The sequence below is a fragment of the Armatimonadota bacterium genome, assembly GCA_020354555.1.
Lineage (GTDB): Bacteria > Armatimonadota > Hebobacteria.
The window spans coordinates 444,853-458,487 of the sequence record CP070648.1 but is presented as its reverse complement, the minus strand read 5'-3'; the positions used below and the strand labels follow the sequence as shown (position 1 = coordinate 458,487).

Below are 13,635 nucleotides of genomic sequence, written 5' to 3'. Positions count from 1 at the left end.
CCACCCCTCCAGCTCCGGCAGCCCCCAGTAGCCGAATACGTTCGCCCGCAGGTCATTGGGGTCAAACGCTTCCGCGCTCAGAGTGAACCACGGCGCCAACGGCCAATCATACGCCAGTCCCGCCTTCGATTCCACAACACCATAGCGAACTCGCCCCGGCCCGAGCGGCTGCCCCAGCTGTAGGTTCAACCGATCGCTCTCCCCCACGTCCGCCACGCCGATGCGCAGCAGTCGGTCGCGCGCGCTGAGGTCGAGATTCGCATCTATCCACCAGCGGTCATCGCGCGTCAGGTATTGTCCGTCCACACCGACCCCGATGCTCAGCGGCGGCCATTCGCCGATCTCCCGCGCCGTCTCCGCCGCTTGGCCCGTGACGGCGCCGACATCCCTGCGCGTCCGGCGCGCGAGGCCCTTGATTTCTACCGACGCGTCGCGGATGTTCGCCGATGCCTCGCGCATGCTCGCGGTGATGGCCGGCACGTCCTGCGACGCTTCGGCGACCGCTGCAGCGGCCGCGCGCGCCTCGCCCACCGCGCTTTGTATATCCTCGCTTGCCTCGCGGATGCGGTCCGACGTCTCGTGCAAATTCCGCACCGTCGCCAGGGCCAGTTCCTTCATCTCCGGGTCGCGCGCCATCTCCTGGAACTGTGCCGCGATGTCATCTATCCGCTCCGTCACAATGCGCAGCCGCCGCGCCGCCGCCTCCATCTCCGCCGGTATCTCCGTCTCCTCCGCGGTGCGTGACAGCGCACTGGAGGTCGCATGCAGATCATCCGTCACGGCCTCGACGTTTGCCAGCACCGCTTGCACCTGCGGCCGCGTCTCCGCCGCCATGGACCTCAGCGCGCGCGCCAGTTCCCCCATGTCATGAGCCGTCTGCCCGAGTTCGACAATGACCTGCTCGATCCCCGTGCGCACCTCCTCGTCCTGAATCAACTGCGTCGCCGACTCCACGGCCTCGGTCAGCCGCGCCAGCAGCCCCTGTGCATCCGCCACCAGATCCTCAATCCGCACGTACGGCTGTCCATCCACTCTTGCACCGGGCGGGAGCGCCGCCCCTGCGCGCTCCGGCGGCCCCGGCCTGATCTCCAGGAACTTCTCCCCCAGGATCGCCCCCGGTACGATGTGGACGCCGTACCCCTCCCGGACCGTCACGCCGGGCCGGATGCGCAGGCGCACCAGCGCCCGGTTGTTCTCCGTCAGCCCCACCGACTCGACCCGCCCCACCGGCACCCCCGCCATCACCACGCTGTCGCCCGTGCGCACCTCCGCCCGCTCGAACTCCACCTCCAGCGGATAGCCGACTCGCTGCGCGTACATGCCGATGAAGTAATACACGATCGCGCCCAACGCAACCAGCGCCGTCACGACCACCAGGCCTACCTTCACCTCAGCGCCGGACCTCATCGCTTCCTCCAGTCACCGTTCAATCGGCCCCTCCCGGGAGCCGGTGGCGAATCCCCGCAGCCGCCCCTCGACTCTACACGATGTGAATCGGCCCCTGCACCGATCCGGTCACGAACTGTCGCACCAACTCGTCTTCGCTCGAGCGCAGCTCGGCAGGCCGGCCCGCCGCCACAATCCTGCCGTCGTACAGCAGCGCCGCCCGGTCCACGAAGTGGAACAAGCCCTCGAGGTCATGGGAGACCACGAGACAGCTCATCCCCAGTTCCCCCCGCAGCCGCGCGATTAAGTCCTGGATCGCCCGCGCGGTGATCGGGTCGAGCCCCGCCGTCGGCTCGTCGAACAGCATCAACTCCGGCTCCATCGCGAGCGCCCGTGCAATCCCGACGCGCTTGCGCATGCCCCCGGAAAGGTCCGACGGCATCTGCTCCTCGATATTATGCAGGCCGACCAGATCCAACTTCGAGCGCACGACCTTGCGGAGTTCATCCTCATCCATCCGCCGGTGCTGCCGCGGGCCGAACGCCACGTTCTCGAGCACGTTCAGCGAGTCGAACAGCGCCGCCCCTTGAAACACGAAACCCGTGCGCAGCCGCACCTCGTCGAGCTGCGGCTCGGACAGCTTGGTTACCTCCACGCCCTGAACGTATATCGCGCCCGAGGTCGGCCGCACCAGCCCGATGATGTTGCGCAGCATCGTCGTCTTGCCGGACCCCGACAGCCCGATCACCGCCTTGATCTCGCCGCGCTCCACGCGCAGGCTGACCCCGTCGAGGACGCGCCTGCCCCCGATCTCGTACACCACATCCACCATCTCCACTGCGGCCCGGTCGTTCAACGCCCCTATCCCCCGGTCAGTGCGATAATGGACAGCATGATCCACGACAGGAAGTAGTCGGTGACGTAGATCAGCACGATGCTGATGACGACGGCCGATGTCGTCGAGCGCCCTACGCCTTGCGCCCCGCCGCGTGTACGCAGCCCAACGTGACACGCCACCATCGAGATGATGAACCCGAACACCGCCGCCTTGATCAGCCCGCCGAACAGATCGGACCCCGTGAGAAATCTCTGCACGCTGCGCAGGTACTCCTCCGGCGTAATCCCCTGGCTTACCGATACGACGTATGCCCCCAGGCCGCCCGCGGCATCCGCCAGCACCGTCAGTATCGGCAGCATCACGATGCCCGCGACCAGCCGGGGAACCACCAGATACTCCACCGGGCTCACCGCCAGAGACCGCAGCCCGTCCACCTGCTCGGTGATCTTCATCGAGCCTAACTCGGCGGCGATCGCGGACCCGACGCGCGCGGCCACCACCACCGCCGTCAACACCGGGCCCAGCTCGCGCGCCACCGACACCGCAACCATGCCGCCCGCGAATTGCTGCGCCCCAAAGCGCACCATCTCTCGCGCCGTGTGCAGCGCCAGCACCATGCCCCCGGACAGCAGCGTCAGCAGCACGATGGGCAGCGAGTCGAACCCCAGCACCGCCATCTGCCGCAGCGTCTCCCGCCATCTCACCCGCCCGCGCAGGATATCGCCGACCGCCTCCTGCAACAAGAGCTGCGCCTCCCCCAACCAGCGCAGCCCATCCAGAGTCGCTCGCCCCAGTACTGTAATGCTGCTCTTCAATCAGTCACCTTGCATGAACGCATGTCCCGGCGCGTCATCGCAGCCGGGCGCAGTCCGAGTGCACCGCAATTTGCCGCGCAGGGTCCGGTGCGCACAAAACACAATATATGGGTTTGACGTTATTGCATCGGCACAACATGTTGTGTCACGTCGCCCTACGCGACATCCGGCTCGGCGGTGTCTATTCGGGCGGGCAGCTCTGCCCGCCGTGCCGCGTCAGATCAATGAACATCTTGTGCAGCCGCAGATCCTCGGTCAGCTCGGGGTGGAACGCGCTCGCGATCAGGTTGCCTTGCCGCGCGAGCACCCCGTGGCCGTCCACCTCCGCCATGATCTCGACATCAGGCCCGGCCTCCACGATATACGGCGCGCGAATGAACACCCCGCGAAAGCGTGTGCCGTCCAGACCCGCTACCTGCAGGTCCTCCTCGAAGCTCTCTACCTGGCGCCCGAACGCGTTGCGTCGGACGACGATGTCCATCAGCGCGAGCAGCGGCTGGTCGTGCCCCTCCACCGCGCGCGCCATCAGTATCATCCCCGCGCACGTGCCAAGAATCGGCTTGCCCGCGGTCGCGAAATCCATCAGCGCGCGGTCCAGCCCAACGCGCGCCATCAGCTTCCCCAGCGTCGTGCTCTCTCCGCCGGGGATGATGAGACCGTCGAGCCCGTCCAGGTGTGCGGGTGTGCGGACCTCGCGCCCGTCAACCCCAAACCGACGGAGGCTCCTGAGATGTTGAGCCACCGCCCCCTGCAGGGCGAGAATGCCGAAGGCCAATCTACCAACCCCTCGTCTGAAGCAGGTCGCCCTCGGCCAGCTTGCTGACGTCGAGCCCGGGCATAGCTTCACCGAGCCCGGCGCAGGCCTCTGCGATCAACGCGGGGTCGTCGTAGTGCGCGACCGCGTCGACGATCCCCTTGGCGCGCGCCGCGGGATCCTTGGACTTGAAAACACCTGAGCCGACGAACACCGCCTCCGCCCCGAGATGCATCATGAGCGCCGCGTCGGCGGGCGTCGCAACACCGCCGGCGGCGAAGTTGGGTACGGGCAGCTTGCCGCCCTGCGCGACCTCGACGACGAGGTCATACGGCGCTCCAAGGTTCTTCGCTTCGGTCATCAGCTCCTCCGGCCGCAGTGACTGCAGGTGACGGATGCCGCCCGCGACGAGCCTCATGTGTCGCACCGCCTCGACGACGTTGCCGCTGCCTGCTTCACCCTTGGTGCGGATCATCGCCGCCCCTTCACCGATGCGCCGCAGCGCCTCGCCGAGATCCCGGCAGCCGCACACGAACGGTACGCGGAACTGGTGCTTGTCCACGTGGAACTGCTCGTCCGCCGGCGTGAGCACTTCGCTCTCGTCAACGAAGTCCACCCCCAAGGCCTCGAGCACTTGCGCTTCGACGAAGTGGCCGATGCGGCACTGCGCCATCACGGGGATGCTGACGGTGGTCATGATCTCCTTGATCTTGTCGGGGTCGGCCATGCGGGCGACGCCGCCCTGTGCCCTGATGTCGGCCGGGACACGCTCGAGAGCCATCACGGCGACCGCGCCTGCCTCTTCCGCGATCTTGGCCTGCTCCGCGTTGGTGACGTCCATGATCACGCCGCCCTTGAGCATCTCGGCCAGCCCGACCTTCGTCCTCCACGTTGACTTCTCCAACCCTATCGCCTCCTTAGTGCGCCCAGGGCCGAGGGGATGGGTCGCTAGCGTCGTTCATTGTACTGCTAGCGCGACAATGCCGACGGCCATCGCCCATGGCTGTAGCTTATGTAATACGTCGCTGTCACTTAGGCATACAATATGGGATACCGGCGTTACATTTCCTCACGAAGGATGTACGCCGAAACGCGGTCGAGATCCTCCTGGGAATAGTATTCGATGGTAATGGCTCCGGCGTCGCCGCGGGGGCGAATCGCGACCTTGGTACCCAGGGACTCCCGCAGGCGCGTTTGGAGCAAACGCATATTTGCATCGAGTTGCGTTTCCTTCTGAGACGTTTCACGTGAAACAGGCTCGACCGGCGGCTTTGGCCGCGCCATCTCCTCGGTCTGGCGCACCGATAGGCCATCTCGCTCCACCCGCTCGCACAGCGCGATTATGGCCCCTTCGTCGTCGAGCGCCAGAAGCGCCCGGCCGTGGCCCTCGGTGATCCGCCCCGACATGATGCTTTCCTGCACCTGATCCGGCAGCGTCAGCAGCCGCAGGGTGTTCGCGACCGCCGGCCGGCTCTTCGCAATCCGCGTCGCGACATCCTCCTGCGTCATCCCGAATTCGTCCATCAGCCGGCGATATGCATATGCCGCATCAATGCAGTTGATGTCCTCTCGCTGGAGGTTCTCGATCAGCGCCAGCTCCAGCATCTCCCGGTCGGTGCACTCCCGGACGACTACGGGCACCTGGGACAGTCCCGCCTGCTGGGCCGCCAGCAGGCGCCGCTCCCCCGCGACGAGCTGGTAGCCGCCGTCCACCGGCCGGACCACCAAGGGCTGAACGACCCCGTGCTCTCGCATGGAATCCGCCAGTTCCGCCAGCTTCTCGTGGTCGTGCTGGCGACGCGGCTGATACGGGTTCGCCGATATCTCGTCCACCCGTACCCGCTGAACTCCCTCACCGCCCTCAGGCCACCCCTTCTCCAGTCCCGGGATCAGGGACCCCAGGCCTCTCCGCTTGGTCTCCAATTGCTATCACTTCCTTCGCTAGTTGTGTGTACGCCTCAGCGCCCTTCGAGCCCGGATCGTAAGCGATGATCGGCTGCCCATAGCTCGGAGCCTCGGACAACCGCACTGACCGCGGAATAACCGTCTCAAATACGCGCTCGGCGAAATGGCTGCGGACATGGTCCACTACCTCGCGCGACAGCCGCGTCCGGCCATCGAACATCGTGAGCAAAACGCCCATGAGCCGCAGCGCGGGGTTCAGATGCCGCTCGACGAGCTGTACCGTCCGGCGGAGCTGCGCAAGCCCCTGGAGCGCGTAGTACTCGCACTGGATCGGAATCAGCACCCAGTGGGCGCTGGTGAGGCAGTTCACCGTCAGCAGGCCGAGCGATGGCGGCGTGTCCAGCAGAACGTAGTCGTACTCCGGCAACACCGGCAGCAGCGCCTCACGCAGTCGCGACTCCCGCGCGATCGCCGCGACCAGTTCGACCTCCGCACCCGCGAGATCTATCGTGGAAGGGACGACGAAGAGGCGCTCAGTAGCCGTCGGCCGGATGGCCTCCGCAGCGCCGACGTTGTCCGACATGATGTCGTAGGAGGTCTTGCCCTCGGATGCGTCGACGCCGAGACCGCTCGTGCAGTTCGCCTGGGGGTCCATGTCAACTACCAGGACTCGTTTGGCCTCCGCCGCCAGGCAGGCCCCAAGGTTGATGGCCGTGGTAGTCTTGCCGACTCCGCCTTTTTGATTGAGGATCGCCGTAACTTGCGCCAAGCCTACACCAGCTCCCGTGAGTCAGCGGAGGTTATCAATGATTAATGCGCGCGGTGCACGGTCCTAAAGCGCCGCATGAGGCTGGTCCTTCAAACGCCGTGTCGCCCGGGAAAAAAGCGCCGCGTTCGCGCCGCTGCGCCTATTCTATCCGCACGGTTTGCTTCTGTCAATGCTTATGGGGCGTTTCGCGGGAATTCCTGGAGCACGGGGGTACTTATCGGGCGTTGCGCCAGCTTTTCGCAGACCGATGATGACGCGCTGTGCTGAGCCGGATGGAGTCGGCAGATCGAAGTCACGTGTGAACTCGAGCACACCGCCAAGGATGGCGATGGCGTCATCGGCGCGGGAGATCTCGTCGTCGGCCTTCGGTCCTTTCATCACCAACGCAATGCCGCCGACCTTGACCAAGGGAAGACACAACTCGGCTGCGGTGCTCAGTTCCGCAAGGGCGCGGGTGACGGCGACGTCGAAGGCGTCGCGCATGGTTGGATCGCGGCCGGCTGTCTCCGCTCGCGCGCATTTCACGGAGACGGACGGCAGGTCGAGGCTGGCGACGACGTGTTCGAGGAATCGGCGCTTCTTGCGAACCGATTCGAGGAGCGTGACCTTAAGATCGGGGCGGGCAATGGCGAGGGGAATGCCCGGAAATCCCGCCCCGGAGCCAACATCAAGCACACAGGCGTTTGCATCAAAGGAGAAAGCCGGCAGGCACGTGAGCGAGTCGAGGAAGTGGAGCGCTGCGACCTCGTTCGGATCGGTAATCGCCGTCAGGTTGATGCGCTGGTTCCAGTCGAGCAGCGTGTCGAGATAGAGCCCGAACGAGTGGAGTTGAGCATCAGTAAGGGGCACGCCGATGGCGGCGCTACCCGCAGCAAGGGCGTCCCGCCACACTGTTTCGGGCGATCCCGCTCCGGCAGTGGCGTGTGGTTGTAATCGCTTGTGCGGCCGCACGGGCTCAGGGCGCCTCGGCCGGCCCCGGGGGCGTAGGCGCGAGGCTACGATGGCTTCTCGCGATGACCTGACCGACAGTCAGTGCCAGGGCGCCGACGCCGAGAAGGGCGACGCCGATCCGAATGAGCCATCCGACGACAGGGATCAACTCTGCAACCCATATGATGACAACCCCAGTGAGTGCGGCGAGCACGGGGCGTGTTACCTCGCGTTTGGCGAACTGGCGAAAGATGAAGGAGCCGAGAGCGATGCCGCAGGCCACTGGTGCCGCGTACAGGAAGGCGAGCCAGATGGCGAGCAGCGTGAGCCCTGCGGGGAGGACGAAAGCGAGCAGCAGAGCGACGGCGATTGGGCCCAGGACGATGAAGAGAAAGCCTGCAAGGAGCGTCCAGCCGGGAGCGCTGCGGATCCGCTCGGACGCATCATACATCTGGCGCGGCAGCACGCCAACCAGCAACGCCGTGAACAGGATGAGCCAGATGAACCCCACGACGCGAATGACCGCCGCGAACGCCCGCCACTGAGCGGGCTTCACAGCCGGCTTGGGGAGCTGGTGGATTATCCCGCCCGTGACCACGGCGCCCTCGGCCACCACTGCCGGTTCGGCACTGACATAGACAAGATCGCGGCCGACACGAGCCGTGTCGGTGAGGCGGAGGTTCTGAACCCAGAACCTCGCCAGTCCGCCGATACTGCCATTGAGAACCGCGTTGTTTGCCGCCACCTTCAAGTCGCGGGCGACTTCGCCCGAGGCGTCCGCGCTCTCCCCTGCGAGGAACGCGTCGCGGCGGACACGGGCGGAGTCGCCGAGTATCACGCGCTGGCCGGCGGCAGTGACGTTTCGTTCGACTGCCGCGTTGAGGTCCACCGTCTCGCCCGCGGCATGGAAGCTGCCTCCCACGGGACCGGTGCATTCGACGATCTGCCCCATGGCAACCACACTGCCGTGCACCTTCCCGGCGATCGAGATGCGCTGCGCCATCGCGAGAAGGTTGCCAGTGACCTCGCCGTTGAGGGTCAAGTCCTGCGCCATGACGAGGAGGTCGTCGTCAACAGTGACACCCTCGTCGATGACCACGCTTTGCGTCGAACGGATCTGCAGTGCGGTGGCGGTGTTCGCCACGAGCAACGCGACCAGAACTGCCAGGCATGCGGCCCGTGCGCTGCGCATGGGTGACTCCTTCCGTCGCCTGTAATCTCAGTGCGTTGCGTTCTTTGAACCGTGGCACATGTCCTGCCGCGTGGATGCGCAGAATGGGAAAAGAAGCACACAAATGTGTGATTGTGCCTGGGCATGGTGACTTCAACGGATGGGAAGTGAGGGTGCGTGCCTACGGCCGTGGCAGACAGGCCGCCTGAGTGGTCTTCGCTTGCCGGTGCGGAACATACCGGACGGTCAGTTCCAGAACCGCCACACCAGGTCGCCGTTGGGCGGCTTCCAGTAGTATGTCGTGGTCGCGTAATCCAGTTCGCGCCCGACGTCGTCGTCGAGGTCGCCGCCCCAACTGTAGATGACAAAGCCCCGGCCCTCGCGGCGGTAGCCGAAAGGCTTGCCGCTGAAGGGATCCTCGGGAAGCTCGTAGGGCAGAGGCTCGTCTTCCGCCCAGACCACGGATGATGTGGGCGATGCCCCAGCTCCCACCTTCCGCGGCGCACGCGCATCGTCCAACGAATCCGGATAGCCCCCGTGCTCGGCGCGGTACGCCTCGAGTGCCAGCGGGACCTGCGTCGCTCCTTGCTCCGCGAAGGACTGCTCGCGCCACAGCGGATCCTGATCGCGGAAGTACAGGTCGCCGGACAGGCGAGTGAGCAAGCAATAGCCGGGAGCGCCGGCGATCTCGTCCATGATCTTCCGGTAGCGCGGCGCGGCTTCACGATACGGCAACTCCGCAAAGGCCAGTCCTCGTTCCAGCCGATCGAGGTACTCGACTTCCTCGCGCAGTCGAATCGGCCTGCCCAGCGGGCTCAGGTAGAGCGCGACAAGCGGCGCCCACGGCCGAGGCCCGGACGAGAACGTCCCGCTGGCGAGGTATTCGCGGAGATTGCCCGAATGGCTTCCCGCTGCGTCGAAGCACCACGTGGCGGAGATGCTCTGTGCAGCGGCGGCCTTGGCGTAGAGCCTTCGGTCATCCGGCTTCGCGAGTTCATTGAACAGCGCGCGGCGGGTCGCCGGGTCGAGTTGCGCGCGCTCCATCACCTGGCGCAGGACGTCGAATGTGGAAGCGCGGATGGAGCACGCCATGGACAGGGACGGCATGAGCGGGTCTTGAGCGACGTGCGAACTCATGGCGAGCGCCGTGCGGCAGTCGGCGACCGCGTCGGAGTAGCGGCCGTCTTCCAAAACCATGATCGCGCGGGCATGCAGGAAGTGCGAGCAGACGGCCATAACCCGAGTATGTAGGATAGGTAGTTCCAGAGGATTGGGCGCCTGCCAGTCAACCGGGAAGCGGCAGTACGGGCGGCGCGCGGCGTCTTCGAGCAGCCCGAAGACGCCGTCATTATCACTCACCCAGCGTTCCACTTCTGCTCGCACCGGCTTGCGCGTATTCGGTGCGATGAAACTCCTCAGGGCAGTGATGTCCACGCGCTGAACTTGCAGGCGGTTGAAGGCCTTCTGATACAGTGGCGCGGCGTTCTGATCGTCTGGGACGGGCGATGGAGTAAGCTCGGAGAGGGCCAGAGGGACGCCGGCGCGGTGCAGCCGTTCGCGGCGGGCATTGACCTCGGCCCGCAGATTGCCCATTACCAGGGCGACGGCGAGGGCGATAATCGCAAGCGCTGCGGCAACCAGTCCCACCACAAAACGGAACGTGCTGCCCGGCCCGGTGTCAATCCGTGGCATCGCCCACCCCTCGCCGCGTGCGCAGCGGCTGCTCCAATGATAGCACACGAGCGTGGGAAACGGGACAGTTACCTTTTGCCGCAGCGGTTGCGCTACAGGCCTATGTGAGGGGCTTCTGCCTACGCTTTCCACGCAGGCGCGCGGGCCGGCGTGGAAAAGGTAACTGTCCCATCATAAGGACACTGCGACGAGCGCCTAGGGCGAACGCATCCGCTACTCTGACCCCGCGCGGTAGAAGCGGTACACGACCAGCCGCGAGTTGTGCGCCGGGCCCTGGCGATCGCGGAACCAGTCGGAATCGAGCGTGGTGTGCGGACTGACGAGCGCCTCGGCCCGGAGGTACATCGGATGCTCCTCGGCGACCACGATGAGGTCGGGATCGGTCGTCTCGCCCCACGCCGAGATGCGGTGCTCGTAGAAGTTGCGGATCAGCCCCGCCTGCCAGAATGTCCGCGTGCGGACGGCGACGACTTCACCGACCTGCATCTGCCCCGCGGGTGCCTCCCGCGCTAGCCCTGTGCGCCCGCGTAGAACCGGCACCTGCACGCTGAACCCCTCGGGCTCGCGGGTGTAGTCGAAGCCGACTTTGCCGAGCGCGCGCGTGATGGTGTCGTCGGGGAAGACGATCATCACGCCGGTGTACGCCTGCTCGCCTTCGCGCTTCTCGTACAGCGCACCGCCGGTGTAGCCCTTGTGGGTGACGCCGAGGAACACATCGTAGCCCTTGCGAGCGGTCGCGCCCAGCGGCGCCTGGCGCGCGGCGATCCCTCCCGCGCGGGCCTCGAAGTGAAACTTGCCGAAGTCCTCGCGGTAGAACACGTAATCCTCGATGGCGTTCGCGTCACCGTTATCGCGCGCGCCGTCGAAGGCCCAGACAATGCCCGAGAAGTGCGCGCCGAGGCCGCAGTCATGGGCGTACTCGGCCGCCAGCACGGCTCCGCTGTAACCCGTGGGATACCATCCCTGCAGGTCGCCGACGCCCGGCACCTGGTCGAACATCGCGATCGCGTCGGGGTAGGGGAACCGCAGGTAGCGAACGCGGCCGACGCGCAGGCTCGCGGAAACAGTTGAGTGCGGCTGGGTGTAGAAGCCGTATGCCTCGACATAGGCCTCGTCGAGCTTCGGGTCGAAGCCGCTGAGGCTGTCAATCCTGCGGTTGTGCCGCGCGAGGGCGTGGGCGCGCAAGCCCGGGCCGAGGTCGAGTTCGCCCTGGGCGATAAGGTTGCGCGGGTCGAACTTGTCCTTCCAGAAGCGCGCGCCGACGCTGACCTCCCAGTTCGTCCTGCCCTTGCCGACGGTGGGGAGCCACAGGCCGTGGGGCATGTCGCTGGTCGGCTCGAAGCGGGGGACGGGGTCGGCAGACGCGAATGCTGTGGCAATGAGCAGGACGAGGATCGAGACGAGCACTCTCTTCATGACGGCTCCCCGGGCGAGAAGAAGTGCGCGGCGGGACGCAGGGGGCGATGGCGTGGTGTGATGCCGGCCCGTGTTCCGCGCCGGCGGGGATTCTAGCACGGCGGTGGGGCGGGGTCAAGGATGCGGAGGCGTGGGCGGGGCAGGGGAGGGCCTGCAGCTCAGAGTAGTATCCATGCGAGCGGTGACATGGTGATGGACACACTGCATTCCCTCCTACGCGCACTGCCCTGGATTGGAGCGCGCACGTCGCGCATGTCGCTGGCAGCTCGCAGCATCCATCCGCGCGGCCTGTTCGTATGCGTCGCGCTGGCGTGTCTCGCCGCCGTGGTTTCACACCTCGAAGCGGATTCCCCGAACCCGGGAGGGCCCCCGATGGATCTCGAAGAGCAAGCCCGTTTCTGGGAAGCCAAGCTGGACGCGCATCTATTCGATGCCGACGGGATCGTGATGTCAGCGCTGGATCCCGAGACGATGCAACCGGAGGGCGTGGATCGGGTGTACGAGAACTCGAACATGGCCATGGGGTCTCTGCTCGAGGCGTACTGCTATCGCTACGCCTACGCTCGCGAGCCCGAGGTGGCCGAGAAGGCCCATCGCCTCTTCCGCGTGATGCACGGCCTCGTCGGCAGCGGCGGGCTGCGCGGGTGGGTGCCCCGGCCGCATCAGAACGACACGTCAGTTGACCAGATGATCTACGTCGCCCACGCGTTCGACGCGTTCCACGCAAGCGATATCGCGAGCGAGACGGAGCGCCGCCTCATCCGCCGGGACCTCGCCGACATGGCGTACTACTGGCGCGCGCACGGGTACCTCGAGACGCGCCCGGACGGCAGCGTGGATGAGCGCGCGGGCAACTATCGGCAAGGCACGACCGACCACGCGCTGATGGCGGCGTTTCAGCTCTATGACTGGCACTATAACGAGACGCCCGAGGCGCGCGCGGCGTATGAGGCGATCATCGCAGCGGCCGGGAACCGGCTGATGGAGAGCTTCCTCGATGAGGCCGCGCGGGTGAAGAAGCCCTACGTCTCGCATCCCTATGTGGCTGAGATGTACGCGTATCTGCTCGATGCGGTCAGGCAGTACGACGAAGCGCGGCGCGACGGCTTGGCCTCGGCGTGGCGGTCATGGGCGGATGGGCATGCGAACCTGTTCCTGGTCGGCGCGGCGAAAGACGTGAGCGGGCGCGAGCCGAACGGGCTGTCGTTCGAGACGATTCGCTACGACCCCAGGACGAACACCACCGCGCCGCCGCCGGACGGGGAGATCACGGACAGCGCGCTCGGCGATGCGTTCCACATCGCGGTGGTGAATGCTCTTGCCTTCAAGCATCTGCGCGAGCCCAGGTATCTCGCGATTGCGGAGCAGATCCTCGCGGCATATGACGATCGCGCGATGCGGTGGCTGTACGTGGATGACCCGGAGCGGGTGGCGCCGCGATTCCGGCGGGGGTGTTTCCACTACAACGGCTATGGCGTATGCACGTGGCTCCAGGCGTACTGGCTGGCGCGGATGGTGGGGGGTAGACTTCAAAGGAACCGTCGCCCTTCTTCACAGTAAGGCAGGTCACTGATGGTGATCCCGACGAGCTTACGGCCCGCTACCGCCCATGCGGTGGTCATATGGTGCGCTGGCTTGGTAGCGGGTGCTAGTAGGCAGGTACGATAAACGGGGACGATTCCTCGTTCCCTCCGCTGTGCCGACGTGTATGATATACTGCCTATCGGCCGCCCCGAATCGGCCAAACCGTGAGAGGCCGGTCAGGTGAAATCGCTAGGCGATCTAGTCAGACAGAGATATGGCCGGGATTCGCAGCTATTCGAGGAAGGCTGCCACGCGTTGCTCGCGGTCCGCTATCAGGAATTCGACGTAAGGCTCGAGGGCGCGACTGGCCAGAAGCGCGACCTTATCCTCTACGAAAGAGCTAACGGGGCCAAGTGCGTTGGAATCGGAGAAGTG

At 65.8% G+C, this 13,635-nt stretch carries 12 protein-coding genes; 1 reads left to right on the top strand and 11 read right to left on the bottom strand.

Going from position 1 to position 13,635, the window contains the following annotated elements:
• The 11 genes from JSV65_01900 to JSV65_01850 form a co-directional block, all read right to left on the bottom strand.
• Positions 1-1,407 (bottom strand): MCE family protein (locus JSV65_01900; protein UCH35130.1); only part of this gene is annotated, 1,407 nt, incomplete at its 3' end.
• Between the two features lie 73 nt (positions 1,408-1,480).
• A complete protein-coding gene (locus JSV65_01895; GenBank protein UCH36670.1) occupies positions 1,481-2,218 on the bottom strand; it encodes an ABC transporter ATP-binding protein in 738 nt (245 codons plus the stop codon).
• 29 nt (positions 2,219-2,247) lie between these two features.
• A complete protein-coding gene (locus JSV65_01890) occupies positions 2,248-3,027 on the bottom strand; it encodes an ABC transporter permease (GenBank protein UCH36669.1) in 780 nt (259 codons plus the stop codon).
• 193 nt (positions 3,028-3,220) lie between these two features.
• Positions 3,221-3,814: a pyridoxal 5'-phosphate synthase glutaminase subunit PdxT gene (gene pdxT, locus JSV65_01885; GenBank protein ID UCH35129.1), complete on the bottom strand. Its 594-nt coding sequence runs from the start codon at positions 3,812-3,814 to the stop codon at positions 3,221-3,223.
• Position 3,815: 1 nt separating this feature from the next.
• The gene (gene pdxS / locus JSV65_01880; protein UCH35128.1) at positions 3,816-4,697 is read right to left on the bottom strand and encodes a pyridoxal 5'-phosphate synthase lyase subunit PdxS; all 882 of its coding nucleotides are present in this window, start codon (positions 4,695-4,697) and stop codon (positions 3,816-3,818) included.
• A 155-nt stretch (positions 4,698-4,852) separates the two neighbouring features.
• Positions 4,853-5,716 carry a ParB/RepB/Spo0J family partition protein gene (locus JSV65_01875; GenBank protein UCH35127.1) on the bottom strand — a complete coding sequence of 288 codons (864 nt, stop codon included), beginning with the start codon at positions 5,714-5,716 and terminating at the stop codon, positions 4,853-4,855.
• Entirely contained in the window at positions 5,655-6,467 is an 813-nt protein-coding gene (locus tag JSV65_01870) for a ParA family protein (GenBank protein UCH35126.1), read from the bottom strand. The genes JSV65_01875 and JSV65_01870 overlap by 62 nt, the downstream gene beginning before the upstream one ends.
• 144 nt (positions 6,468-6,611) lie before the next feature.
• Positions 6,612-7,316 carry a 16S rRNA (guanine(527)-N(7))-methyltransferase RsmG gene (gene rsmG / locus JSV65_01865; GenBank protein ID UCH35125.1) on the bottom strand — a complete coding sequence of 235 codons (705 nt, stop codon included), beginning with the start codon at positions 7,314-7,316 and terminating at the stop codon, positions 6,612-6,614.
• Positions 7,317-7,422: 106 nt separating this feature from the next.
• Positions 7,423-8,589: a hypothetical protein gene (locus tag JSV65_01860; protein ID UCH35124.1), complete on the bottom strand. Its 1,167-nt coding sequence runs from the start codon at positions 8,587-8,589 to the stop codon at positions 7,423-7,425.
• A gap of 225 nt (positions 8,590-8,814) precedes the next feature.
• A complete protein-coding gene (locus JSV65_01855) occupies positions 8,815-10,260 on the bottom strand; it encodes a hypothetical protein (protein ID UCH35123.1) in 1,446 nt (481 codons plus the stop codon).
• A 213-nt stretch (positions 10,261-10,473) separates the two neighbouring features.
• Positions 10,474-11,676 carry a hypothetical protein gene (locus JSV65_01850; GenBank protein ID UCH35122.1) on the bottom strand — a complete coding sequence of 401 codons (1,203 nt, stop codon included), beginning with the start codon at positions 11,674-11,676 and terminating at the stop codon, positions 10,474-10,476.
• A gap of 252 nt (positions 11,677-11,928) precedes the next feature.
• Between JSV65_01850 and JSV65_01845 the strand changes: the two genes are divergently transcribed.
• The gene (locus JSV65_01845; protein UCH35121.1) at positions 11,929-13,236 is read left to right on the top strand and encodes a hypothetical protein; all 1,308 of its coding nucleotides are present in this window, start codon (positions 11,929-11,931) and stop codon (positions 13,234-13,236) included.
• The last annotated feature ends 399 nt before the right edge of the window (positions 13,237-13,635 follow it).

Coding starts and splice junctions, on each gene's coding strand:
- JSV65_01895 (UCH36670.1), bottom strand. CDS start 2,218: ATGGTGGATGTGGTGTACGAGATCGGGGGCAGGCGCGTCCTCGACGGG.
- JSV65_01860 (UCH35124.1), bottom strand. CDS start 8,589: ATGCGCAGCGCACGGGCCGCATGCCTGGCAGTTCTGGTCGCGTTGCTC.
- JSV65_01855 (UCH35123.1), bottom strand. CDS start 10,260: ATGCCACGGATTGACACCGGGCCGGGCAGCACGTTCCGTTTTGTGGTG.
- JSV65_01850 (UCH35122.1), bottom strand. CDS start 11,676: ATGAAGAGAGTGCTCGTCTCGATCCTCGTCCTGCTCATTGCCACAGCA.
- JSV65_01845 (UCH35121.1), top strand. CDS start 11,929: ATGTCGCTGGCAGCTCGCAGCATCCATCCGCGCGGCCTGTTCGTATGC.